This window comes from Paenarthrobacter sp., from assembly GCF_031180005.1.
Classification (GTDB): Bacteria; Actinomycetota; Actinomycetes; order Actinomycetales; family Micrococcaceae; genus Arthrobacter.
Genome location: NZ_JAPSHI010000013.1, coordinates 74,495 through 98,735, shown reverse-complemented (window position 1 = coordinate 98,735; position 24,241 = coordinate 74,495). Strand labels below are relative to the sequence as shown.

Sequence of the window (24,241 nt, the reverse complement as noted above, 5' to 3'; positions counted from 1 at the left end):
GCGGCGCTAAGCCACTGTGGAGTAGGCCACGACGCCGCGGCGAACCAAGTCGATGGATTCGCGGCAAATACGGGCCGAGCGTGGGTCGAGTTGAGGGATCTTGGCCAGCTGGTCAAGGAGGTCCACCACTTGCTTGGCCCAGCGGACAAAGTCCCCGGCAGCGAGGTCAGTTCCGCTGAGCACGTCCTGAAGATGGCGTCCCTTGGCCCACTTGTACATGGGCCACATCAGACCAAGTTCCGGTTCGCCGGTCAAAGGCAACCTGTTGCGTTCTTCGGTATCCTCCAGCTGGGACCATTCGCGGATGACGATGTCTATGGCTGATTCCAGGGCAACGCTGGGCATTCTGGGCCGCAGGCCGCGGTCTTCCCGTTTGGCTTGGTAAACCAGGGTGCTGGCAAGCGAGGCCAGTTCGGCGGCGTCGAGGTCGTTGATGGCACCGCGCCGAACAGTCTGGGAAATGAGCAAATCCTTTTCACCGTAAATCCGACGAAGCCGCTGCCCGTCGGCACTGATGGTGACAAGTCCGGCGTCGCTGGTTTCCAGGTAACCGTAGACCGACAGAACATCACAGACGCGGTCAAAAGTCTTGGCAATGGTGTTCGTCCTGCTCTGGATCTGCCGGACCAGTCCATCGGTGTCCCTGCGTAACTTCCACCAACGCTCCGACCACCGAGCATGGTCTTCGCGTTCGCTGCAGCCATGGCACGGATGAGCCCGCAGTGCTCGCCGAAGGTCCGCGATCTTCTTCTCCTGATCCGGAAGGCGCGCCCCGAGGCCAAAGTCTTCGTGTCTGCTGTTGCGACGGCTGTGGGGTGCGTCCTCACTGATGGCGTGCCGCATCGACGAAGCGAGGTCCCGGCGGGATTTGGGGACCTTCGCATTGAAGGACTTCGGAATACGGATACGCGTCACTGGCGACACCGGACCGTCGAGGTCGTGGACACCGATGCGTCGCAATTGGTTATCAGAGGTGAGGACCGAGGGTCTTGGTTCCCGGGCATTGCGGTCCACCTCCAGCACAACGGCATGTCCTGCCAGCCGGCCGCTGTAGATGCTGATTACGTCACCGGGGATAAGGCGGGCCAGGGAATCCGATACGTGGGATTTACGGGCCCGCTGGTGGTCGCGGGCGGCGAAATTCTCGGCATCGCTGAGCTCACGCCGGAGCTTTGAGTACTCAGTGAAGTCACCCAGGTGGCACTGCATGGATTTGGCGTAGCCCGCCAGCGATTCTTCGCGACCCCGCACCTGCCGGGCAAGGCCTACGACGGAACGGTCAGCTTGAAATTGGGCGAACGACGATTCAAGGATTTCGCGGGCCCTAACGCGTCCGAATTGGGCAATCAGATTGATGCTCATGTTGTACGTAGGCCTGAAACTGGAGTTCAGGGGGTAGGTGCGGCGTGAGGCAAGACCAGCTACGGCCGCCGGATCCGTTCCCGGCTGCCACAGCACCACGGCATGGCCTTCGACGTCGATGCCACGGCGCCCGGCGCGACCGGTGAGTTGGGTGTACTCCCCCGCCGTGATGTTGACGTGCGCTTCGCCATTGAACTTTTCCAGCTTTTCAAGCACTACGCAGCGTGCGGGCATATTGACGCCAAGGGCGAGTGTTTCAGTGGCGAAGACTGCCTTGACCAGGCCGTCGGCAAAGAGCTTCTCCACTACTTCCTTGAACGTGGGAAGCATGCCTGCATGGTGGGCAGCAAAGCCCCTGATCAGACCGTCCCGCCAAGCCCAGAATCCGAGGACGTCGAGGTCGTCCGCTGGAATCTCGTGGCTCGCCTCGTCCACGCGCTGGGCAATGATTTGCTGCTCACGTTCGGTGGTCAGCCAAAGTCCCGATGATGCACACTGCGCTACCGCAGCGTCACAACCTGCCCTGGAGAAAATAAAGGTGATGGCGGGCAGGAGATCCTGGCGCCTGAGGCTCTCAATGACCTGGGGGCGGCTGGCTTTCCGCACGGGACTGCGCTGCTCGGACTGCTGCCGCTCATCGCGGTATCGGTCCTGACGACGCCGACTCCGACCGCCATGGCCGAATCGTCCGTTCATGTTCATCCGGCTCTCGGAGCGGGCCATGGCCAACAGGTCCGGATTGACCTCGAACTCAGGGCCGGTGACTGCTTGGCGGACCGTTTCTGCCGTGGAGCGCTTGGCTGAGGCGCGCCGGTGGTTGGTGGTTGCCGGCTCGGCCAGGACCTCGTCCGCTTCGGAAAGATCCGGGGCTTCGGTTTCCTGTGCTCCGGGGGCCTGGGGCGCAATTTCGTCGAACGTTGTGTCGCCGGCAAAGAGATCCACTATTTCCCGGCCTACCATGACGTGCTGCCACAGCGGGACTGGGCGGTGTTCGGAGACGATGACGTCAGTATCTCCCCTCACTGTATCCAGCCACGCGCCGAATTCTTCCGCGTTGGAAACCGTGGCACTCAGTGAGGCAACCTGCACTTCGCTGGGCAGGTGGATGATGACTTCTTCCCACACGGCGCCGCGGAAGCGGTCGGCCAGGTAATGAACTTCGTCCATCACCACGAACCCAAGATCGCCAAGTGTCTCGGAGTCGGCGTAAAGCATGTTCCTAAGAACTTCGGTTGTCATAACCACCACCGGAGCATCGCCGTTGATAGTGGTGTCACCCGTCAGCAAGCCAACGTTCGCTGACCCGTATTTTGCTGCCAACTCCGAGTACTTCTGGTTGCTCAAGGCCTTGATGGGCGTGGTGTAAAACGCCTTGAGCCCACGCTCCAAGGCCAGGTAGATCGCGAACTCACCCACGATCGTCTTACCAGCGCCTGTTGGGGCTGCCACCAGAACGCCCCGGCCTTCCTGGAGAGACCTGCACGCCTCACGTTGGAAGTCGTCCAGTTCAAAGTCCAGGGAACGCGCGAAGGCGCCCAGATACGTTTTCGACTCAGCTGCCCGCTGGGCTGCCGCCTGGTAACGGTCTGATGGAGATGAAGACCCGGAAATGGAGGACATGCATCAAGCCTAGTGGCCCAACGTCTAGAGATTCTCCAGATCGGTGGCCGGGGTTGCGATGTCTGCAGTGGCCTCAGTCTCAGCCGCCCGCTTGATGGCGCGGCGCTCACGGCGGCGGTCATTCAGGACGCAGATACCGATCGCCGCGAAGAACAGGAGCAGCATGGGAGCTGCGAGGTAGAACATGCTCATGGCGTCAGCGCCGGGAGCGGCCATTGCAGCGAACAGGCACACCAGGAAGATGGTGATTCGCCAACTCTTGATGAGCTGCTTGCCCTTCACAATTCCTGCGAGATTCAATCCCACAAGGACCACGGGGACGAGGAAGGCGATGCCGAAAGCCAACAGGAGTCGGAGGACAAAGGCCAAATAAATTTCGGCGCTGATGAAGTTTGAACCGCCCACCGGAGTGAAGTCGGTCAGGACGCGAACCGCATTGGGCAACACCAACCAGGCAAGCAGGACGCCGCCGATGAAAAGGGGTACGGCGGCCGCCACGAAGGACAATGCCAAGCGCCGTTCCTTTTTGTGGAGACCTGGAACGATGAAGGCCCACAGTTGGTAAATCCAGACCGGGCTTGACAGGATCACGCCAAGAAAAACCGACACCTGCACCATGAGGTCGAACGAACTGGCGACGCCATCAAAGTTCAGCGTGGCAGCGCGTCCCTCTTTTTCGTTGAGGTCCTTGATCGGCTTGATCAGTGCTTCCAGGAGAGGCTGGTAGACGATGAAGCCCACCACTGTTCCCAGGATGACGCCGATTGCAGCCTTGAAGAGCCGGTTTCGCAGCTCCTTGAGGTGATCCAGGAGCGCCATCCGGGCTTCGGGGTTGGCCTTGCGCCCCTTCGTCTCTACCACTTCTCTTTAGACGCGGTTGGAGGGCGGTACGTCAGTCTCGCCGTTGTTCTTGGCCTTGGCGTCCGGGTGGCCCACTACTTTGCCTTCCACGGCGTCGGAAGCTTCCTGGGAGTCCTTGGCTTCGGAAGAACCATCCTTCTTCATTTCCCGGACTTCAGACTTGAAAATACGCATCGACTGCCCAATGCTGCGCGCCATGGACGGCAGCTTCGGCGCTGCAAAGAGCACCAGAGCCAGGACGATGATGATGATGAGATGCCAGCCTTCGAGCCTCATGTGGGGAGGTCCTTTCCTTTTGGATACATCCTACGTCTATCTGAATTCAATGTCGTGCAGGGATTGGGGTTGACCCCGCTCGGCTTTGCGCTTGATGCGTCGTTGCCGACGAACTTCCTGACGGAAGGCTTTGGCCGTCAGGTAATCATGACGCATCTGTTCCGGTGAGGCAAAAACTGCGGACCCCGGCGCGGGCTGAGATTCGGCGGTTTCAACGTCAGAGGTTTCTTGGGCGGGAGTCAGGTTGCTGAAACGTTTACCCGCGGCACCCAATTCATGAACAGTTGACATGAATTTCTTGTACAGGCGATAGCCCAAAGTCAGGTGAAGGAGCAACGAAAGGGCTATAAGCGCGATCCACAACAGGATCCAAAACCACCATGGCATCTGAGTAGTCTAGCCAGCCTTCGAGCCGGAAGGTGAGTTGTACTGCGCCAAGGCCGCGTCGACCCAAGCGCGGCTTTCCTGCCGCAGGTGCCCGGGATCGAGGATCCGAACGGTGCCTCCATGCTGTGAAACGAACATCGGCAGCCACTCTGCATTGCCGAACCGGACTTCGGCGAGCAGGCCGCCGTCGGGCAGTTGAGCGGTTCGCTCGGCGTAGTAGTCGTCAGCGAGTCCGGCTGCCTGACGGGTCAGCTGAAGAACCACCAGCACGTCATCGTCGCTGGGCGTGAACAGTCGGGCCGGAAAGTCCTGCCCGCCCGTTGCCGGCATGGACACGGCGCGGCCGTTTGTTTCCAGCGCTTCCACCCTGTCCAGCCGGAAGTTCCTGATACCCGCCTTGCTGTGGCAGTACGCCTCGAAGTACCAGGTATTGTCCAGTGAGTAGAGTCGGAGGGGGTCAACGTCCCGCTCGGTCACTTCGTCGCGTTGCAGTGAGAAGTACCTGAGTCGCAGTTGCTGCCCCTCACGGATTGCGCGGGTTATTGCGGCGAAAGCTTGTGACTGTTCCGGCGCCACCGACTGACCGGAGACTGAGCCGGCCAATCGTGCAGCTTGTCCGGCAGCGCCTGTCAGCTTGATGGTGACGGATTCCAGGGCGCTTCCCGACTCATCCTCAAGCATCCCCGCCAGTGCCGGCAGATCGCCCAGCATGGCCAAGCCGGTCAGCAACGCAGCCGCTTCGTCTTCGCTGAAACGCACAGGACGGTTCAAATCAAGGTGTTCGGAGATGTAGACGTGATCGTTCTCCCATTGGATGTCCAGCAGATCGTCAGGGTACCCCTCCGGCAGCCCCGAACAGATAAGGATCTTCAGGTCATCGATCAGCGCCTTGCGGCTGATGCCAAAATGATCGGCCACCTGCTGGATGTGCAAACCTTGGTGGTGAACCAGGAAAGGAACTAGTTGCAGCATCCTGGCGAGTTGGTCTTCAGAGGTGCGCTTGCGCGTGCGGGGTGCACGGCCGGCTGCGGGAAATTCAATGGATACGGGTGGAGCGTCATCAAAGTTTGCGGCAGCTTTGAGGCGGCGTACGACGGCGGAACGCAGCTCTGTGGGCCCCACCACTTTGACGTGGGGGCCGTAGGAGGCCAGCTCCTCTGCCAGCTGCTCAGGATCCCGGAACTCCACCGTGATGCGGTCACGACTGATTGCACCAGGGGCTGCCTCGACGGACACGGCCCTTTTGCGCAAGGCAAGCAGTTTGTCCTCATCGACGTCCAGTGTGGCTTGTTGGACGGGCAGCTCATTGAGTGCGTCCAACTCCGCCCGGGCACTGAAGCCCTCCGGTGGTTGGAAAGTGCTCGTGGTTACAACGCTTACTGCTGTGGTCATCCGTGAGAGCCTGAAGAGCCTTTTGGCCCCTCTCCCCCGATCCCGGCCCGCGAGGTACCACTGACCGAAGCGGCTGCCCAAGCCCCATGGCTCGACTTCGCGGACCTCTTCCCGTCCGGTACTGACCGCGAGGTAGCCGAAGCGGACAGGATGCCGGCCATGCATGGCCGCAACGACGTCGTCGAAGGCTTGTCCGGCTGGTTTGATCCTGGGTTGGACGCCGGCAGGCAGGTCAACGTCCGTGAAGCCTCCTGCGGCCTGCAGCTTGCGAACGGCGTTAGCCGCCGCTGTTCCCAAAGCAGCCCGTTCCCATAACTGGGCCGCCAGCAAAAGCACCGTACTCTCTGCAGTCGTCAGGCTCACGTCAGGAAGCCGATTGGAGTCCTTGCCGATACGGTAGCGCGTCGAGGCGGGGTCGTCCGCACCGAAGTTGCGCGGGTCCATCAAGGTCTCAATTTCGAAGCCAAACTGCTTCAGATCCACTTTGTCGCGTTCGAACATACGTCCAAAGGCCACGTCATTATCCGCCGAATCGTGGTAGACCTTGTCGCGCAGCACGGCACGCGGAAGGCCCACTTTGGTATTGAGCAAAGCAAGGAGAAGGTTCAGGAGACGTTCAGTGCGGGATGCGGACACGGTTGCTACGTTACTAAAAACCAGCGGGAAAGCAGCAAGGCGCGTCACCGACCGGCAAAACCGGAAGGTAACGCGCCTTGCGAACAGCCAGAATCCTAGCGGACAGCCACGAGGTCGACTACGAAGATCAAAGCCTCGTTGGGCTTGATTGCTCCACCAGCGCCACGTGAGCCGTAGGCGAGCTCCGAGGGGATCTCCAGGCGACGGCGGCCGCCTACCTTCATGCCCAGCAGGCCCTGATCCCAGCCCTGGATGACCTGGCCGACGCCGACGCGGAAGTCCAGCGGGGCGCCACGGCCCCAGGAAGCGTCGAATTCTTCGCCAGTGGACCAGGCAACGCCGACGTAGTGGGTGGACACAGTGTCGCCTGCCTTGGCCTCGGGGCCGGAGCCCTCAATGAGGTCCGTGATGACGAGGTCCGTGGGGACGTCGCCTTCAGGGAAGTCGATTTCGGGCTTGGTGCGGTCGAAGTCACGCTGACCAAATGACATGGTTGCTCCTAATTATTGGGGAACGGATGGATGTCAGGAACCAGCCTAAGCCAGCGCCTGCCTGTCTTGTCGAAGTCTCAGGCCAAGTTACTTGACGCCGAGGATGTCCACGACGAATACGAGGTCGCCCTTGGCTTCACCTTGTCCGGCCTCGCCATAGGCGAGGTCCTGCGGAATAACAAGGAGAACCCGGGAGCCAACGGTCTTGCCTTCAAGGCCCTGTGTCCAACCCTTGATGACACCCGTCAGCGGGAAGCTGGCGGGTTCTCCACGGTCGTAGCTGGAATCGAACTTGGTTCCGCCCGCAAGGGTGACTCCCACATAGTTGACCGTCAGGGTGTCCGATGCCTTGACGGCGGCACCGGTTCCCTTGATGAGATCCTGGGAAATGAGTTCCTTGGGAGCTGAAACCCCGTCAACTGAGAGCTGCGGAATGCCCTTGTCGTCTTCCGTCACGGTGGGAAGACCGGCAGGCGGGGTCACAGTTTCGCCCTCCGGCTTTTCGAGCACCGGAGCTGCATCCTTGGCGGAGACGATCTTGAATACCACCAGCTGCGTGGACGCCGGAGTGGAACCGGAGGAGTTACCTGGCGCAGCGATGGCAATGTGGCTTCCCACCTTTGCACCGATGACGGCGTTGTAGATCAGCTCGTTATCGGTCTTCACCTGGTCCGTCAGTTCGATCGGTTGGGGTCCGTTTGCGTAGCCGTCCTCAAGTGTTTTGCCATCAGTGCCATCCACTGCAATGTAGGCCAACTCGGCAGTTTGGCCCGTTTTCACGCGCTCCCCATCACCTTCACTCACGACGTCAACGGTGGGTCCCGTCACAGCCAAGGGCTTGGAGAATTCAATGCCGGGCGCTTTGTCGTTGCCGTTGTCCGTTACCTTCAGGGAGTCAAGCTTGGAGACGTCACCAACGGACTTGCTGGTGGGCTCGGCGGCCGGCGTGCTTTCCCCACCGCAGGCGGTAATGAGAAACAGGGCGGGAAGGAGAATTGCTAGGAGTCGGCGCACAAAAAGACACTTTCGTCGGGGCAAAGGGAAACTCGGAAAGGCGCTTAGCACATCCGAGCAAGGTGTATCTCGGGAAGAGACCACTATCCAGAATAGCCCGTGAAGCTGGGAGCCAGCTTATAGAGCCCGTCAGCCCATTGAGTCCAGGAGCGCATCCACTCGTTCGTCCACGCTCCGGAAAGGATCCTTGCACAGGATCGTTTGGTGGGCGCGGTCGTTGAGTTTCAGGTGCACCCAGTCGACTGTGTAATCGCGGCCAAGCTCCTGCGCTCTCCGTACAAAGTCCCCCCGAAGCTTTGCGCGAGTCGTCTGAGGTGGTGCGTCCACGGCATCTTTGACGTCGGTTTCCGTGACCAGCCTGCGTGCTGCTCCGCGCGCCTGCAGGAGGAAGAAGATGCCGCGTTGCCGCGAAATGTCGTGGTACGTGAGGTCCAATTGGGCAATACGAGGTGAATCCAGGCTGAGGTCATGACGGCGCATGTAGCCGTCCATGAGCTTTTTCTTGATAGCCCAATCCACTTCGGTGTCGATGGTGCTTGTGTCGCCGCTCTCAATGGCATTCAACGTCCGCTCCCACAAGTCCAGGATGAGTGGTACGTGGGCGTTGTGCGCGCCGTTCGTGGCCACGAAGTCTGTCACCTTGTTGAGGTACTCCCGCTGAATATCAAGGGCCGTGAGTTGCCGTCCATTGGCCAAACGAACCAATGCGCGGCCCGTAAGGTCGTGGGAAATTTCGCGGATGCTGCGGATGGGGTTCTCCATGCGCATGTCCCGCATGATGACGCCTGCCTCGATCATGCGGAGGATGAGGTCCACAGTGCCGACCTTGAGCAGCGCGGACGTCTCAGACATGTTGGAGTCGCCTACGATCACGTGGAGGCGGCGGTAGAACTCCGCGTCCGCATGCGGCTCATCGCGGGTGTTGATGATGGGTCTGGACCGGGTGGTGGCCGAGGACACGCCTTCCCAGATATGGTCGGCGCGCTGGGAGAAAGCGAACGTAGCACCATGCGGGGTCTTCAATACCTTGCCGGCGCCGGCGATCAGCTGCCGTGTCACCAGGAAGGGAATCAGGATCTCGGCCAGGCGGGAGAACTCCCCCCGCCGCGGTATGAGGTAATTTTCATGGCTGCCGTAGGAGTTTCCAGCAGAATCAGTGTTGTTCTTGAAGAGGTAAACCGTGCCATTGAAGCCTTCTGCCGCGAGCCTTGCCTGGGCCTCATCGACGAGGTCGTCCAGGATAAGTTCGCCAGCCCGGTCATGGGCGATGAGCTGGGCAAGGTCGTCGCACTCGGCCGTGGCGTACTCCGGGTGGGAACCCACATCCAGGTAGAGCCGTGAACCGTTGGTGAGGAAGACGTTGGAGGACCTACCCCAACTGACGACCTTACGGAACAAGTATCGGGCAACTTCCTCAGGAGCCAGCGGACGTGAATCCGGACTGGAGTAGGAGATTCCGAATTCCGTTTCGATGCCAAATATCCGTTTATCCATCTCAGCTCTCCTCTGTGAGCAACCGGGTCATGTCGTCCGGCAAGAGCCGCCGGAACGCCCTGCGGGATCCGCGGTTGCTTTCCGAATCGCGGTACAGCACGGCGGCTTCGACGGCGGTAGCGGGCAGTTCTTCCACTTCCTTATTCGTGGCCAAGGCACGAAGTGCCAACTGCATGGCCCCCGCCAAACTGAGGTCCGCCTCCCACGCCCCGCTGACGACATCGGAAATTTGGTCTGCAAGCCCGCCCATGACAACGAAGCCGTTCTCGTCGGCGATTGATCCATCGAAGGTGAGGCGGTACAGGTGGTCACGTTCCTGGGTAGAGCCGACCTCGGCTACGGCCAACTCCACTTCGAATGGCTTCTGCTCGGCCGTGAACACAGCTCCGAGGCTCTGAGCATAAACGCTGGCCAGCCCGCGCGCCGTCACGTCCTCGCGATCATAGGAATAGCCACGCACATCCGCGTAACGGACGCCCGCTTGCCTGAGGCTTTCAAATTCGTTGTACTTGCCCACCGCCGCGAAGGCGATTTTGTCGTAGATCTCGCCGATTTTATGCAACGAGGGTGAAGGGTTTTCGGCGATCAATGCGATGCCGTCGGCGCAACTGATAACCACCACGGAACGTCCGCGGGCGATGCCCTTCCGCGCGAAGTCCGCACGGTCCTTCATCAGCTGTTCGGGAGAGACATAGAACTGCTGTGTCATCTCAGGCCTCCCGTCCCGCGGCGGCCCGCGACTCGACAATGGCGCCGGCTATCGCGGCCAGCTCCCGTTCAGGAACGCGCCGGTTGCCGGAACGGTCGACGGTATACACCACAGGCCACAGTTGCCTGACGGGGTCAGGGCCGCCGGTGGCGGAGTCGTCATCGGCGGCGTCGTAGAGGGCCTCAACAGCCACTGCCACGGCGTTCTCTTCCGACAAGTTCGGCTTCCACAGTTTCTTGAGGGCGCCACGCGCGAATACGGAGCCCGAACCGACGGAGTGATGCTCCTGCTCTTCGTAGCGTCCGCCTGTGACGTCGTAGGAGAACAAGCGGCCCACACCGGAGACGTGGTCGAAACCTGCAAACAGTGGAATGACTGCCATCCCCTGCATCGCCATGGGAAGGTTTCCCCGGATCATGGCGCCCAGGCGATTGGCCTTGCCGACGAGGCTGAGGAGCGTGCCTTCGATTTTTTCGTAGTGCTCCAGTTCCACTTGGAAAAGGCGTGTGATATCGATCGCCAAGCCGGCAGTCCCTGCAATGCCAAGGACTGAATACTCGTCAGCCGGAAAAACCTTCTCGATGTGCCGGCTGGCAATAATGTTGCCCATGGTGGCGCGGCGATCCCCGGCCATGAGCACGCCACCGGCGTAGGTCAAGGCCACGATCGTGGTGGCGTGCGGCGAGGACGGGACCGTGCCGGCTGGTAGCGATTGATTGAACGGAAGGAGTTCGGGACGCGAGCGTTGAAGATGCTCCGTGAAAGAAGACGTTGCCTGGGTGGCCAGGGGGCCGGTTGATGGGTCCTGCATTGCTGCACTCCTTCGACTCTGCATTCCGATGCCCGGCGGCCTCACACCGGCCGGGCAGTACATCCTCTGACGGGTCCGCCTACTGGCCGCCCTTTTGGACAAACGCCCGGACGAACTCTTCAGCGTTCGATTCGAGAACACCGTCGATTTCATCGAGGAGGTCATCCACACCTTGCGTTGCTTCCGAAGCCTGTGCCTCGGGTGCTGCCGGTGGTGCCTCCGGTACGTCGACTTCAGTCTCGGTGTCCCGTGACTGCGGTTGTTGCTGCTCCTGTGCTGCCATTTTCTTTCTCCCTACTGTCAGTCTCCTGAAGACGGAGACTTCCTAATGCCATATTGCCACGCGCACCGGTGCTGCGGACGGCTTTACCCAGGCACGAATAATCCTGTGGCGGGCATCCATCAACTCCTTGCCGGCGGTGGCGCCTGACCCAACAATTCGGCCAGGAAAGACGCAGCATCCTCGTGGCGGTCAAAGAGTGCGCCGGTCAAAGCCTGTGTCCCCCTCAGGGGTTCACGCGTGGGCACCCGTTGCAGTTTCCCCAGCCCTGGAACATCGAAGATGACTGAGTCCCAACTGGCGCCAACAACGTCCTTGCCGAAGCTGGAAACGCACCGGCCGCGGAAGTAGGCCCGGGTGTCCGACGGCGGTTCGGTGACCGCACGGGTAATGTCGCCGTCGTCGACAATGCGCATCATCCGGTCCCTGGAGAGCAGCCTGTAGTAGAGGCCCTTCTCGGGTCGGATATCTGACCATTGGAGATCCACCAAGCCGAGACGGGCGTCGTCCCACGTCAGTCCGTCGCGATTTCGGTAACCTTCCAGCAGCGATTTTTTGGCCACCCACTCAACCGACGAGGCAGCGGCATCAGGATCTGTACCGAGAGTTGTCAGCGTGGACTCCCAATGGGACAAAACCTGATGCGTATGGCCGTCTCCAGTGACTGAATCCGCTACCCCAGTCTCCTGGGCAAGTTTGGCGGCTGCCTCGAAATACATCCACTGGAGATCGAGTGCAGTAACGCGTCTCCCGTCGAGGAGCCTTACGGTGACGGCCAAGGTGGTGTCGTGGCTGACGGATTGGAGCGCCTGCACCGGCTCATGAACTTCGATCCTCGGAGCCTGTCCCGCCTCAATGAGGCTCAGAACCATGGCAGTGGTTCCGAACTTCAGAAAATTGGAGGCCTGGCTGAGGTTGGCGTCACCAATGATCACGTGGAGTCGGCGATACTTGTCCGCCGTGGCGTGTGGCTCGTCCCTTGTGTTGATGATGGGGCGGCGGATGGTTGTCTCCAGCCCCACCTCTGCCTCGAAAAAGTCAGCCCGTTGGCTGATCTGGTAGCCGGGGGTTGAGCTGTCCTGCCCGATCCCCACCCGGCCTGCACCACAGATGACTTGGCGGGAGATGAAGAACGGAGTCAGCCCGCGGATGATGTCCCCGAAGGGCACCGAGCGCGGCATGAGGTAGTTCTCATGCGAGCCATAGGACACAGACTTGTTATCGGTGTTGTTCTTGTACAGGTTGATCGGAGGAAGCGCGGCATCGGACGCGACTTTCCTGACCGTGGCCAAGGCAACCAAGTCACCGGCGGCATCCCACGCCACGGCATCGCGTGGATTGGTGACCTCCGGGCTGGAGTACTCAGGGTGCGCATGGTCGACGTACAGGCGGGCACCATTGCCGAGGACCATGTTCATCAGCAGGGAACCGGACTCGTCTGCGCCGTCAAGTTCCAACTCCTGGCGGCCATAGGCCAAGGCGACAGCTTCGGCGTCGAGCACAGGCGGCTGGTCCGTCAGCTGGCTGGGATCCGCCGCTGCCCTATCCAATGTCCAACCGCGGGCATCGTGCAGCGGTTCCTCGTCTGTGTAGTCCCACCGCGTCTCCGCGCCGCCTGCCGCACGCTGACGGGTAACCGTGGCATACGCCTGGATGATCCGTGCGGACATCATGGTGGCGTTGGCTCCCGGCGCTGACGGTGCATGGATTCCATATTCAGTTTCCGAGCCCATGACGCGCATGGCGCCGCCTGCGGGAAGCTTCTCTGCGGGTGAACCCTCGGGCCTTGCTGTCACAGGTACTGACCTGTGTTGGCGGTGGTTTCGATGGACTTGCCTGGCTCCTGCCCTGCCTTGCCCTGAACAATGGTCCGGATGTAGGTGATCCTTTCGCCCTTCTTGCCCGAAATCCGCGCCCAATCATCCGGGTTGGTGGTGTTGGGCATGTCCTCATGCTCACGGAACTCATCCACGACGGCCCGAAGCAGGTGATCGATCCGAAGACCTTTCTGGTGGTTGGTCAGCAAATCCTTGATGGCGTACTTCTTTGCCCGATCCACCACATTCTGGACCACGGCGCCGGAGTTGAAGTCTTTGAAGTACAGCATTTCGGTATCGCCGTTGGCGTAGGTGACTTCGAGGTACTCGTTGGACTTCTCCGTGGAGTACATGGCCTCCACGGTGCGCTGGACCATGGCATCCACGGTGGCCTGTACGTCGCCGCCATACTCAGCCAAATCCTGAGGGTGGAAGGGCAGGTCAGTGGTGATGTATTTGGCGAAGATGTCGGCTGCAGCTTCTGCGTCGGGTCGCTGGATCTTGACCTTCACGTCAAGGCGGCCGGGACGAAGGATGGCGGGATCGATCATGTCCTCGCGGTTTGAGGCACCAATGACGATCACGTTGTCCAAACGCTCCACACCGTCGATCTCGCTGAGAAGCTGCGGCACGATGGTGGTTTCGACGTCGGAGGAGACCCCTGTACCGCGGGTGCGGAACAAGGAGTCCATTTCGTCGAAGAAGACCACCACGGGGCTGCCATCTGAAGCCTTTTCACGGGCGCGGGAGAAGATCAGCCGGATGTGGCGTTCGGTCTCACCCACATACTTGTCCAGGAGCTCTGGACCCTTGATGTTCAGGAAGTAGCTTTTGAGATCGGTATTGCCGGCCCGTTCGGCTGCCCGGGCAGCAAGGGAATTCGCTACGGCCTTGGCAATAAGGGTCTTGCCGCAACCCGGAGGGCCGTAGAGCAGGATGCCCTTGGGTGCCTTCAGCCCGTGCTCACGGTAGAGGTCGGGATGGAGGAATGGCAGCTCCACGGCATCGCGGATCTGCTCAATCTGTGGGCCAAGCCCACCAATGTCCTGGTAGGTGATGTCGGGAACTTCTTCGAGGACGAGGTTCTCTACCTCGGCGCGAGGGACCTTCTCAAGCGCGTAGCCAGTCCGTGAATCGAGCGACAACGCGTCGCCCACTTTCAAGTGGACGCTTTGGAGCGCCCCGGACAACCTGACTACACGTTCTTCGTCGGCTCGGCCGACCACCAGTGCGCGGTCCTTGCCCAGCAGCTCCTTGAGGGTGACCAATTCGCCGGCACGTTCGTAGCCGAGCCCGGCCACTACCAGGAGTGCCTCGTTCAGCAGGACTTCCTGTCCTACAGCGAGCTGGTTGAGGTTCACCAGCGGGCTGACTCCCACGCGCATCTTGCGGCCGGCGTTGAAGATATCTACGGACTCTTCGGTGGCTGCCTGCCCTGAACTGCCGGCGGCCGGCTGTTTTCGTGGGTTGATCTGCACCACGGTACCGAAGCTGTAAGGAGGCTGGCCCTCCTGCTCCAGGGCGCCCTTCAAACGAAGAATTTCAGCTTTGGCCGTTTCCAGCATGCTGACCAGTTTGCTGTTGTTCTGGGTCGCGGCTGCCAACTGGCGGTCGATGTGGCGAAGCTTGTCCCGAAGGATGTTGATTTGCCGTTCGGCAACCGTCAGCTCACTCGAGGACTCCGGCGGTTGCACAGCACCAAGCCTCCGGCTTGCCGTATTCTCCGCTGCGTCGTTTGCTTCTTCCGGCGTCGGCCGTCCAAGGTCGTTGTTTGACGTATCCACGATTCATCAGCCCCTTCCTGCGCTTAACAAGACCTTAGTCCCGAAAAGCTCAGGGTGCTTGGTGACATTCGGAATGCGAACCCTATTGTGACCTTTGTCAGTTTGTGACTGTGGGGTCATCCTGAACGTTGGTCCCGGCGATGGCATCACGTGCTGCACGGCGCAGTTTCTTGTCCGAGACGGAGCGCTCCCCCACTGCAGCAGGGGTCCAGGCGTTAAGGTCTTCTTCGCTGAATTCGGTCTTGGAGGGGCGGCGTTTCACGGAAATTCCGGTGACGCCATCGGCGAGTCGGCGCGTAACGAGCAGGAATCCGGTGTGCGCGACCATCCGGTGGTCCGGCCGAACGGCGAGGCCTTCAAGGTGCCAGCCGCGTACCATCGATTCCCAAGCGTCCGGCTCGGTGAAGCGGCCGTCAGCACGGATCGCTTCTGCGGTGCGGGACAACTGGGTGACGGTTGCTACGTAGTTTATCCAGACACCGCCGGGAGCCAGGACAGTGGCGACGGCATCCAAGCATTCCCACGGCGCAAGCATGTCCAGCACGACCCGGTCCACGGATCCCGGGGCCTCGGCCTTGACAACCTCTTCCTGGAAATCTCCCAGGGAGATCTGCCATGCGGGGTGCGGGCCTCCAAAGATGGTCTCAACGTTTCCACGCGCGATGTCCGCGAATTCTTCGCGACGCTCGAAGGAGTGAAGGTAACCGCCGTCGCCGACTGCGCGCAGCAGCGAGATGGAGAGGGCGCCGGAGCCCACTCCGGCTTCCACCACACGAGCGCCCGGGAAGATATCGGCCATGGTGACAATCTGGCCGGCATCCTTCGGATAAACCACAGCCGCACCACGGGGCATGGACAGTACGAAGTCAGAGAGCAAAGGCCGCAACGTCTGGTATTGCTGGCCGACGTTGTTGCTGACCACCGAGCCGTCCACCTTGCCGATGATTTCATCATGGTTCAAGAAGCCGCGGTGGGTGTGGAAAGCGCCGCCCACCTCCAAGGTGATGGTGTTCATGCGCCCACGCTCGTCCGTGAGCTGGACCCGCTCGCCCACGCGGAAAGGCCCGCGGCGTCGTGCAGCGCCCGTCGGCTGTCCTGAGCCGGTGGCGGGCTCGTTGGTGCCTGTGGTTGCTGCGGGGGCGGCGGTTTCGCTGCTCATGTGGTGTTCCTCGCTCCTGTACGGCTGTGCCGCGGTGTGTTACCGGCTGGTGGGCGCCAAAAAACTAATGGGTCTCTTCTTTGTATAACCGCCGGCATGTAACTCTACCGGCAAGGCAGTCAGGCGCGCCCGCTCCTGCGTGCTTCCTTACCCGTTATGGCCGTCACTACGGCCTGCTGGCGGAGCAGTCCTGTGACGATTCCGTTGTGGTCCACCACAGCGTATTCGCCACCCTCCAGCCGAGCCAAGTACTGAATTAGTTCCTGCCCCTTGGACCATTCGGGGACGTACGCCCCGGCGGCCAGGGCATGCGACACTGCGGTGACCGGCGTCGTCGTGGCAGCTGCGGCTGGAACAGCGAGTGTTGCGCCGAAATCCACCACTCCCTGCGGTTTGCCGTCCGGACCGCAAATCACGACGGCGGGACTTCCGGCCGGTGAAATATCCAGGACATCTGCCACTGAGGCAGAGTTCGGCACCCCCACTGCGGGCTCAGCCAACCCGGCGGCACTTACCAGATACAAACGACTGCGGAGCTTCGCGTGGTGGATGGAGCTGGAAGCGCCCATCCAGAGGAAGCCGCACACCAGCACGGTGATCACTATAAAGGTTAGGTCCGGCCAAGCGCCGGTGATCAAGGGCAGGCCAATAAACCAAATGACCAGCACCACAACAATGATGCGGCCTGACCATCCTGCGGCAATGGTGCCTTTGTCCTGGCTGCCGGTGGCCTTCCACACGGCAGACTCCACCAAACGTCCGCCATCCAGTGGCATTCCGGGAAGTATGTTGAAGATGCCGATCAAGAGGTTCGCCCTCATCAGGATGTCGCCCAGGGTGGCCGACACCCCGCTGAGTAGGTCGGCAGACATGACTGCCCACATGACCGCTGCGACGACGAAGTTCGAAACGGGCCCGGCCAGGGCGACAATGACGGACTTCCCCGGCGAAGCCGTGAAGTTCTCGAATTGAGTGTGTCCACCCCAAAGGTTCAGCACGATCTTCTCGGTGGGCCATTTGAAGGCCTTTGCGCTGAGCGCATGTGCAAGTTCGTGGATCAGGACGGAAACGGCGAGCAGTAGGGCAATGCACAGCGCCACGATGTAGGCCCAGTTGTTCAGATAGGGCATGTAGTCCATCAACACGGGTCCGTAGACGAACACGGTAAAGGCTGCGATGACGAACCACGAATAGGCCAGGTAGACCGGAATGCCGGCGATTCGTCCGAGGGGGATGCCGTCCCTCTTTTTGGTTTGCGAGTGATGCGGTGTGGAGGGGCTGCTCACCTAGTTGGCCCCTTCAAACAAGTTCGCTGCGGCGAAACGGTCAGCCACGAGCTGCTGTAGATCGGGTGCGGTACGACCCACCAATGTGGGCCACATGATCATCCGGGGGTCTTCCGGGAGGGGTACCTGATGGGGAATTCCGACTGTGACCACACCTGACGCGATGGCGGCTGTGGCACCTGGAATGGAATCCTCCAATGCAACACAGTGGTCAATGGTGACGGACGGGTCGTCCAAGCTGAGCCGTTCCACGGCGGTGAGGTAGGCCTCCGGGTGTGGCTTCCCGTTGGTGACGGTATCCCCGGTCACCATGAACTCGAAGTAGGGCTTGGGAAGGCTGTCCACCACCACGCCGGCCAGAGGACCCTCTGACATTGTTACCAGGGCGCAGCGGATGCCTGCCAGGTGGAGTTCATCCAGCAGTTCGCGTGCGCCGGGCCGCCAGGGGACTTCTTTGCGGACCTGTTGGATGACTTGCGAGCTCAGGGTGTCCACGATTTCGCGGGCTTCAAGCCTGACGCCTGCGGCCTGCAGAACGGCGGCTGAGTGAAGCAGGGACTGCCCCACCAATTGCATGGCCTGCTGGTGGGACCAGGTGCCGCCGTGGGATTCCACCAGCGCGCGCTCTGCGGCGATCCAGTAGGGTTCCGTGTCCACGAGTGTGCCATCCATATCCCAGAGCACGGCTTTGAGGAGGGGCTGGCTGGGTAAGGAATGCATGGTTTCCAGTCTACGTGGAACCTGGCGGGCGGCTGTTCGTCCGTTGCGCTGTGGGCGAATCCCGGACACGCTTCGGTGTGAAATGCCATGCATCCACGAGGGTCTTGGACGTAGGGTGAGTGGATGAACAGTGTGGACGGGACCCCCGAAGGACAGGACATCACCGCGGAGCCCGAGCGTTTCCTCAAGGAACCCGCGGACGGCAAACGTGTCACCGTAATGCTCGCCGCGTTTGAGGGCTGGAATGACGCCGGTGAGGCTGCTAGCGATGCGCTGCACTACTTGAACAAGCTCTGGGACGGCAAGAAGGTTGCCACTGTGGACGCCGAGGAGTACTACGACTTCCAGTTCACGCGGCCCACCGTGCGGCGTACGTCCTCAGGCGCCCGAAAGGTGAAGTGGCCGTCGACGCGGATTTACAAGGCTGAAGTTCCCGACAGCAATGTTGACGTGGTCCTGGTGCTCGGTACCGAACCGTCATATCGCTGGCGCGCCTACACCACCGAATTACTGGTCCATGCGGAAGCGCTTAAAGTGGACTCCGTGATTTTGGTCGGCGCGCTGCTGGCCGATGTGCCCCACAGCCGTCCAATTCCGGTCAGCACCACCACTGAGGACAGTTCCCTTCGGGAGCGCCTCAACCTGGAGGCCTCCCAGTACGAAGGACCAGTGGGCATCGTGGGTGTGCTCGCAGAGTTCGCAATGCTGGCCGGGCTGCCGACGGTCTCCCTCTGGGCAGCAGTTCCGCATTACGTCGCCCAGCCGCCCTCTCCCAAGGCGCAGCTCGCGATCCTGCACAGGATCGAAGATCTGCTGCAGGTTCCTGTAGACAGCCAGGCATTGGCTGAAGAGTCGGAGGCTTGGGAGCGTGGAGTGGACGAGCTCGCCACGGAAGACCCTGAGATTGCTGCTTACGTGCGGCAACTGGAGGAAGCGAAGGACACCGCCGATCTCCCGGAGGCGTCCGGTGAGTCCATCGCCCGGGAGTTCGAGCGGTATTTGAAGCGGCGCGGCAAAGAGCGTCCCTAAGGGATAAGTACCGTGGAAACCAGCACCGGCTCTGACAGCGTGTCAGAGCCGGTGCTGGTTTTCCGGGGTGGTTTAGAGCTCCACCCCGAGCAGAGCATCAATGGCGTCGGTAACCAGGGCGGCATCCTGCGCTGACTTGCCGGCGCCAGTGCGAATCGCTTCCTTCGCCCAAGAGTCGACGGCGGCGATTGCGCCAGGAGCGTTGAGGTCGTTTGCAAGTTCATCGCGCATGGCAGATATCAGTGCCGCTGCGGAGCCGGTCGGCGCATGTTCCAGGGCAGCGCGCCACTGCGTGAGCCGGTCCTTGGCTTCGGCAAACTCTTGGTCGGTCCAGGACCAGTCTGAGCGGTAGTGGTGGGCAAGGATAGCAAGGCGGATGGCCGCCGGCTCCTCCCCTGCAGCGCGCAGCTTTGAGACAAGTACCAGGTTGCCCTTGGACTTGCTCATCTTCTCGCCGTCCAAGCCCACCATGCCGGCGTGTGAATAGTGGCGCGCCAGCGGAACGCCGGACAAGGAGTAGGCGTGGCCGGCGCCCATTTCATGGTGCGGGAAGACCAAGTCCGAGCCGCCGCCCTGAACAGTGAAGGGGGCGGGAAGGAACTTTTGCGCGATCACCGTACATTCGATGTGCCAACCCGGCCGGCCATCACCCAAGGTAGCTCCGGGCCAGCTCGGTTCGCCGTCCCGTGCAACGCGCCAGAGCAAGGGATCGAGGGCATGGCGCTTACCCGCCCTGGCTGGGTCGCCACCGCGCTCTGCGAACAGCTCCAGCATTTCCTTTTCGCCGAGGCCGGAGACATCGCCCAGTGTCCAGGCGTCTGTGGAGTCGGAGCGCTTGCCCGCCGTCTCGACGTCGTAGTAGACGTCGCCGTCGGGCTCTTCTTCAGAACCAGCAACGCGATAAGCAACGCCGTCGGCAATAAGCTGCTCGATGGCGGGCACGATGTCCGGGATCGCCTCGACTGCCCCGATGTAATGGTTCGGTGCGAGGACATTCAGGGCGTCCATGTCTGTCTGGAACAAGTCGATTTGGCTCTGGGCCAACTCACGCCAGTCCACGCCTGTTGCCGTGGCGCGCTCCAGGAGCGGATCATCGATGTCTGTGACGTTCTGGACATAGGAGACCCGGACGCCGGCGTCGCGCCAGGCACGGTTCAGGAGGTCGAAGGCCACATAACTGGCTGCGTGTCCCATGTGGGTAGCGTCATACGGCGTGATGCCACAGACGTACATCGACTGTTCCGGCTGCCTCTCGACGTCCACCACACGGCCGAGGGCTGTGTCGTGCAGCCGTAGTTGCGGCATGCTGCCGGGCAGTTCAGGAACAGGGCGGGAGGTCCACGATTTCACGACTCAACCTTAGTGCTAGGCACTGATCACATTGAAACCGAGCAGGACATACAAGGCCAGGCCCAAGAGGATCCGGTACCAAACGAAGAGCCTGTAGCTGCGGGTGGAGACAAACTTCAGGAACCAGCCAATGATGATGTAACCCACCACGAAAGCGATGACGGTGGCCAACGCAGTCTCGGGAAGACCATAGGGACCAGCGAGGCCTTCCTTCGTCACCGTCTTATAGAGCTGGTAAAGGCCACTGCCGAACACCGCTGGTATGGCCAGGAGGAAGGAGTATCGGGCAGCTGCTTCACGGGTGTAGCCCATGAGAAGGCCGGCTGTGATGGTGCCGCCGGAACGGGAAACGCCCGGGATCAGCGCCATGGCTTGCGCGAAGCCGTAGAGGATGCCGTGCTTGTATGTCAGCTGTGTGAGGTCCCTCTCCTGCCGGCCAATGGCATCGGCTACGGCAAGAATCATGCCGAAGACGATCAGCATCGTGGCAACGATCCACATACTGCGCAACACCGACTCGATCTGGTCCTGGAACAGCAGGCCCAGGATGATGATCGGCAAGCTGCCCAGGATGACCAGCCAACCCATGCGGGCATCCGGATTGTTTCGCTCCACCTTGCCCGTGAGGGAGCCGAACCATGCACCGACGATCCGTACGATGTCACGCCAGAAATAGACGATCACGGCCGTTTCAGTTCCCAACTGTGTGATGGCCGTGAAGGCAGCACCCGGGTCTGCGGCATTCGGAAGGAATGAGCCGACAATCCGCAGGTGTGCGCTTGAGGAAATCGGGAGGAATTCGGTGAGGCCCTGCACCAGGCCCAGCAAGGCTGCTTCTATCCAGTTCACGTGAATAGACCCTACGTCATGAACTCCGCTAACTCCCCGTAAGCTAACTGCTATGCAGCAGCGTTATGTCGGAAACAGTGGATTCCGTGTGTCCTCATTGTCTCTTGGAACCATGTCCTGGGCCCAGGAGACCGACCAGCAGGACGCGGCTGAATTGCTCCATGAATTCGTTGCCGCCGGCGGCACTGTTGTGGACACGGCAGCTTCTTATGCACAAGGCCGGGCAGAAGCCATGTTGGGATCCATGCTGGGCGACGTCGTGGCCCGTTCCGAGATTGTGATTTCCACCAAAGCCGGCGTGTCGTCCTCGGACGCCAGGCGTAGCGTCAACGCGTCCCGGGGAGCGATGCTGTCCGCACTTGATGCCAGTCTCGCCAGGCTCGGCACCGACTACATCGACATATGGTTCGCCCACGAGTGGGATCCGAACGTGCCCTTGGACGAAACTCTTTCGGCGTTGGAACTTGCCCAGCGGAGCGGACGTGCCCGCTACGTGGGCATCTCCAATTACAACGGCTGGCAGACGGCCAAGGCAGCGGCTGTGGCCGGCTTCACCCTCGTGGCCAACCAGTCCGAATACTCCCTGCTTCAGCGCAAAGCCGAGGAAGAACTCGTTCCTGCAGTAGAAGACGCCGGATTAGGGCTGATGTCCTGGGCACCTTTGGGCCGTGGGGTACTCAGCGGTAAATACCGCGGCCAGATCCCTGCCGATTCCCGTGCCGCACAGAATCGCCTGGCTGGTTACGTCGAGCCGTATCTTGAGTCGCGGCCGTCCCGTGTAGTGGAGGCCGTGGCCATGGCAGCCCGCGGACTGGGCCGGACACCGATGGACGTATCCCTCAGCTGGTTGCTATCCCGACCTGGCGTCGCCACGGCAATCGTCGGCCCCAGGAACGCCGTTCAGCTTAAGGAACTGTTGGACGCTCAATTGACGGCGCTGCCAGCTGAGATTGCGCGCGCGCTGGAAGACGTTTCAGCAGCGTAGTTTCGGCTTATTGACGGTCCAGAATGTCCAAAAGGTAGCTGCCGTAGCCGCTCTTTGCGAGCTTGGCCCCCTGTTGTCGGAGCTCGTCATCCGTCAGGTAGCCCATTCGCCAGGCCACTTCCTCTGGAGCACCAATCTTCAAGCCCTGTCGGTTTTCCGTGGTCCGGACATAGTTTGAGGCATCATTCAGGTCGCTAAAGGTACCGGTGTCCAGCCAAGCCGTTCCCCTCGGAAATTTCTGCACATGCAACCGGCCAAGCTCCATATATTTTCTGTTGATATCCGTGATCTCCAGCTCCCCACGCGGGGACGGTTGCAGGTCCTTGGCCATGGCCACCACGTTGTTGTCATAAAAGTAGAGCCCGGGAACGGCATAGTTGCTTTTGGGCATCGCCGGCTTCTCCTCGATGGAGATGGCCATGCCATGGTCGTCGAACTCCACCACACCGTAGGCGGACGGATCTTTGACCCAGTACCCGAAGATGGCTCCGCCGTCGACGTCGGCATAATGCCGTAGCTGGTTGCCCATGCCTGGGCCGTTGAAAATATTGTCACCCAGGATCAGCGCCACTTTTCCGCTATCGATGTGCCGCTCCCCCAAAATGAATGCCTGGGCAAGCCCGTCCGGCGTTGGCTGTTCCGCGTAGCTCAAATTTATGCCGAATTGGGAACCATCGCCAAGGAGGCGCTGGAACTGGGCAGCATCCCCGGGGGTGGTAATGACCAGAATGTCACGGATGCCAGCCAGCATCAGGGTACACAGGGGGTAGTAAATCATCGGCTTGTCGAAGACCGGGACCAGCTGCTTGCTGATTCCGAGCGTGATGGGGTGCAGCCGTGAACCCGTCCCACCTGCAAGAACAATTCCTCGCAAACCTGCCGTCCTCACCTATGCCCAGCCTCGCCGCGGACGGTTACTCTAGGGCCATGCAGAGAATCCTTGTCACCGGCGGCGCCGGATTCATTGGATGCAACTTTGTCCACTACATCATGGAGCACACGGGGCTCCATGTCACGGTCTTGGACAAATTGACGTATGCCGGAAACATGAATTCCCTCTCCGGCCTGCCGGCGGAACGCTTCACCTTCGTCAAAGGCGACATTTGCGATGCGGCGTTGGTTGAGGCATTGACGGAGACAGTAAATGCAGTGGTGCATTTCGCAGCCGAGTCACACAACGACAATTCGTTGCAGGATCCCCGCCCTTTTCTGGACACCAATCTCTTGGGCACGTTTACCCTGATCGAAGCCGCACGAACGTTCGGCACACGCTTCCATCACATTTCCACGGATGAGGTCTATGGTGACTTGACCCTGGATGATCCCCACCGCTTCACGGAGAATTCCGTCTACCGGCCGACAAGCCCCTATTCCGCCACGAAAGCGGGCTCGGACATGCTGGTGCGTGCCTGGGTTCGCTCCTTTGGCCTCAAGGCAACCATCAGTAATTGTTCCAACAACTACGGCCCTTACCAGCATGTGGAGAAGTTTATTCCCCGGCAGATCACCAACATCCTTGACGGTTTCCGCCCGCGGCTTTATGGGAACGGGCGGAACGTCCGGGACTGGATCCATGTGGAGGACCACTCCTCCGCAGTGTTGGCGATATTGGAGGGTGGCCGCTTGGGCGAAACCTACTTAATCGGTGCCGACGGCGAGCGTTCCAACCGCGAGGTAGTGGAGATGTTGCTTAACCTCGTGGGGCAGCCCCGCGATGCTTATGACCTGGTGACCGATCGGCCAGGTCACGATCTGCGTTACGCCATCGATTCAAGCAAACTTCGCAGCGAGCTGGGGTGGGCGCCACGTTATTCGGACTTCGACGCCGGACTGGCGGACACAGTGCAGTGGTACAGGGACAACGAGCACTGGTGGCGGCCACAGAAGGCAGCCACGGAGTCCAAGTACGCTGGACAAGGGCACTAAAGC

22 protein-coding genes are annotated in these 24,241 nt (G+C 60.8%); 3 read left to right on the top strand and 19 right to left on the bottom strand.

The window, feature by feature from the left end:
• Nucleotides 1-6 precede the first annotated feature (6 nt).
• From RIF72_RS11540 to RIF72_RS11465, 16 genes are all read right to left on the bottom strand, one after another.
• Nucleotides 7-2,982 carry a DEAD/DEAH box helicase gene (locus RIF72_RS11540; RefSeq protein WP_309075027.1) on the bottom strand — a complete coding sequence of 992 codons (2,976 nt, stop codon included), beginning with the start codon at nt 2,980-2,982 and terminating at the stop codon, nt 7-9.
• Nucleotides 2,983-3,006: 24 nt separating this feature from the next.
• The gene (tatC, locus tag RIF72_RS11535) at nt 3,007-3,843 is read right to left on the bottom strand and encodes a twin-arginine translocase subunit TatC (protein ID WP_309075026.1); all 837 of its coding nucleotides are present in this window, start codon (nt 3,841-3,843) and stop codon (nt 3,007-3,009) included.
• Nucleotides 3,844-3,849: 6 nt separating this feature from the next.
• Nucleotides 3,850-4,119: a Sec-independent protein translocase subunit TatA gene (gene tatA, locus RIF72_RS11530; RefSeq protein ID WP_309075025.1), complete on the bottom strand. Its 270-nt coding sequence runs from the start codon at nt 4,117-4,119 to the stop codon at nt 3,850-3,852.
• Nucleotides 4,120-4,155: 36 nt separating this feature from the next.
• Nucleotides 4,156-4,506, bottom strand: coding sequence for a hypothetical protein (locus tag RIF72_RS11525; RefSeq protein WP_309075024.1), 351 nt, complete (start codon nt 4,504-4,506; stop codon nt 4,156-4,158).
• A 9-nt stretch (nt 4,507-4,515) separates the two neighbouring features.
• Nucleotides 4,516-6,534, bottom strand: coding sequence for a WYL domain-containing protein (locus RIF72_RS11520; RefSeq protein WP_309075023.1), 2,019 nt, complete (start codon nt 6,532-6,534; stop codon nt 4,516-4,518).
• A 95-nt stretch (nt 6,535-6,629) separates the two neighbouring features.
• Entirely contained in the window at nt 6,630-7,025 is a 396-nt protein-coding gene (locus RIF72_RS11515; RefSeq protein ID WP_309075022.1) for an FKBP-type peptidyl-prolyl cis-trans isomerase, read from the bottom strand.
• Nucleotides 7,026-7,112: 87 nt separating this feature from the next.
• Nucleotides 7,113-8,039, bottom strand: a complete 927-nt coding sequence (locus RIF72_RS11510) for an FKBP-type peptidyl-prolyl cis-trans isomerase (RefSeq protein ID WP_309075021.1) — start codon at nt 8,037-8,039, stop codon at nt 7,113-7,115.
• Between the two features lie 129 nt (nt 8,040-8,168).
• Complete coding sequence (gene pafA / locus RIF72_RS11505; protein WP_091470747.1) at nt 8,169-9,533, bottom strand: Pup--protein ligase; 1,365 nt, start codon at nt 9,531-9,533, stop codon at nt 8,169-8,171.
• Between the two features lies 1 nt (nt 9,534).
• On the bottom strand, nt 9,535-10,242 hold the full coding sequence (gene prcA, locus RIF72_RS11500; protein WP_309075020.1) for a proteasome subunit alpha: 708 nt from the start codon (nt 10,240-10,242) through the stop codon (nt 9,535-9,537).
• Between the two features lies 1 nt (nt 10,243).
• Entirely contained in the window at nt 10,244-11,053 is an 810-nt protein-coding gene (prcB, locus tag RIF72_RS11495; protein ID WP_309075019.1) for a proteasome subunit beta, read from the bottom strand.
• 79 nt (nt 11,054-11,132) lie between these two features.
• A complete protein-coding gene (locus tag RIF72_RS11490) occupies nt 11,133-11,336 on the bottom strand; it encodes a ubiquitin-like protein Pup (RefSeq protein ID WP_017200952.1) in 204 nt (67 codons plus the stop codon).
• Between the two features lie 119 nt (nt 11,337-11,455).
• Entirely contained in the window at nt 11,456-13,075 is a 1,620-nt protein-coding gene (gene dop, locus RIF72_RS11485; protein ID WP_309075040.1) for a depupylase/deamidase Dop, read from the bottom strand.
• Nucleotides 13,076-13,125: 50 nt separating this feature from the next.
• Nucleotides 13,126-14,934 carry a proteasome ATPase gene (gene arc, locus RIF72_RS11480; RefSeq protein WP_309075018.1) on the bottom strand — a complete coding sequence of 603 codons (1,809 nt, stop codon included), beginning with the start codon at nt 14,932-14,934 and terminating at the stop codon, nt 13,126-13,128.
• Nucleotides 14,935-15,031: 97 nt separating this feature from the next.
• The gene (locus tag RIF72_RS11475) at nt 15,032-16,093 is read right to left on the bottom strand and encodes a tRNA (adenine-N1)-methyltransferase (RefSeq protein WP_309075017.1); all 1,062 of its coding nucleotides are present in this window, start codon (nt 16,091-16,093) and stop codon (nt 15,032-15,034) included.
• Between the two features lie 119 nt (nt 16,094-16,212).
• Nucleotides 16,213-17,379: a site-2 protease family protein gene (locus RIF72_RS11470; RefSeq protein WP_309075016.1), complete on the bottom strand. Its 1,167-nt coding sequence runs from the start codon at nt 17,377-17,379 to the stop codon at nt 16,213-16,215.
• Nucleotides 17,380-18,192 (bottom strand): HAD family phosphatase, encoded by an 813-nt coding sequence (locus tag RIF72_RS11465; RefSeq protein WP_309075015.1) that lies wholly within the window; start codon nt 18,190-18,192, stop codon nt 17,380-17,382. It lies immediately after the preceding gene.
• Between the two features lie 30 nt (nt 18,193-18,222).
• Here RIF72_RS11465 and RIF72_RS11460 point away from each other — a divergent pair, with 30 nt between their 5' ends.
• Entirely contained in the window at nt 18,223-19,128 is a 906-nt protein-coding gene (locus tag RIF72_RS11460; RefSeq protein WP_309075014.1) for a PAC2 family protein, read from the top strand.
• A gap of 72 nt (nt 19,129-19,200) precedes the next feature.
• On the opposite strand, the gene mshC is transcribed toward RIF72_RS11460, so the two are convergent.
• Together mshC and RIF72_RS11450 are read right to left on the bottom strand one after the other, a co-directional pair.
• Nucleotides 19,201-20,478, bottom strand: a complete 1,278-nt coding sequence (gene mshC, locus RIF72_RS11455) for a cysteine--1-D-myo-inosityl 2-amino-2-deoxy-alpha-D-glucopyranoside ligase (protein ID WP_309075011.1) — start codon at nt 20,476-20,478, stop codon at nt 19,201-19,203.
• Between the two features lie 15 nt (nt 20,479-20,493).
• On the bottom strand, nt 20,494-21,327 hold the full coding sequence (locus tag RIF72_RS11450; protein WP_309075008.1) for an undecaprenyl-diphosphate phosphatase: 834 nt from the start codon (nt 21,325-21,327) through the stop codon (nt 20,494-20,496).
• A 52-nt stretch (nt 21,328-21,379) separates the two neighbouring features.
• Between RIF72_RS11450 and RIF72_RS11445 the strand changes: the two genes are divergently transcribed.
• Nucleotides 21,380-22,312, top strand: coding sequence for an aldo/keto reductase (locus RIF72_RS11445; protein WP_309075006.1), 933 nt, complete (start codon nt 21,380-21,382; stop codon nt 22,310-22,312).
• A 7-nt stretch (nt 22,313-22,319) separates the two neighbouring features.
• Here the strand turns inward: RIF72_RS11445 and rfbA are convergent, their stop codons facing one another.
• Nucleotides 22,320-23,186 (bottom strand): glucose-1-phosphate thymidylyltransferase RfbA, encoded by an 867-nt coding sequence (gene rfbA, locus RIF72_RS11440; protein WP_309075004.1) that lies wholly within the window; start codon nt 23,184-23,186, stop codon nt 22,320-22,322.
• A 53-nt stretch (nt 23,187-23,239) separates the two neighbouring features.
• Here rfbA and rfbB point away from each other — a divergent pair, with 53 nt between their 5' ends.
• Nucleotides 23,240-24,238, top strand: a complete 999-nt coding sequence (gene rfbB, locus RIF72_RS11435) for a dTDP-glucose 4,6-dehydratase (RefSeq protein WP_309075003.1) — start codon at nt 23,240-23,242, stop codon at nt 24,236-24,238.
• Nucleotides 24,239-24,241 lie beyond the last annotated feature (3 nt).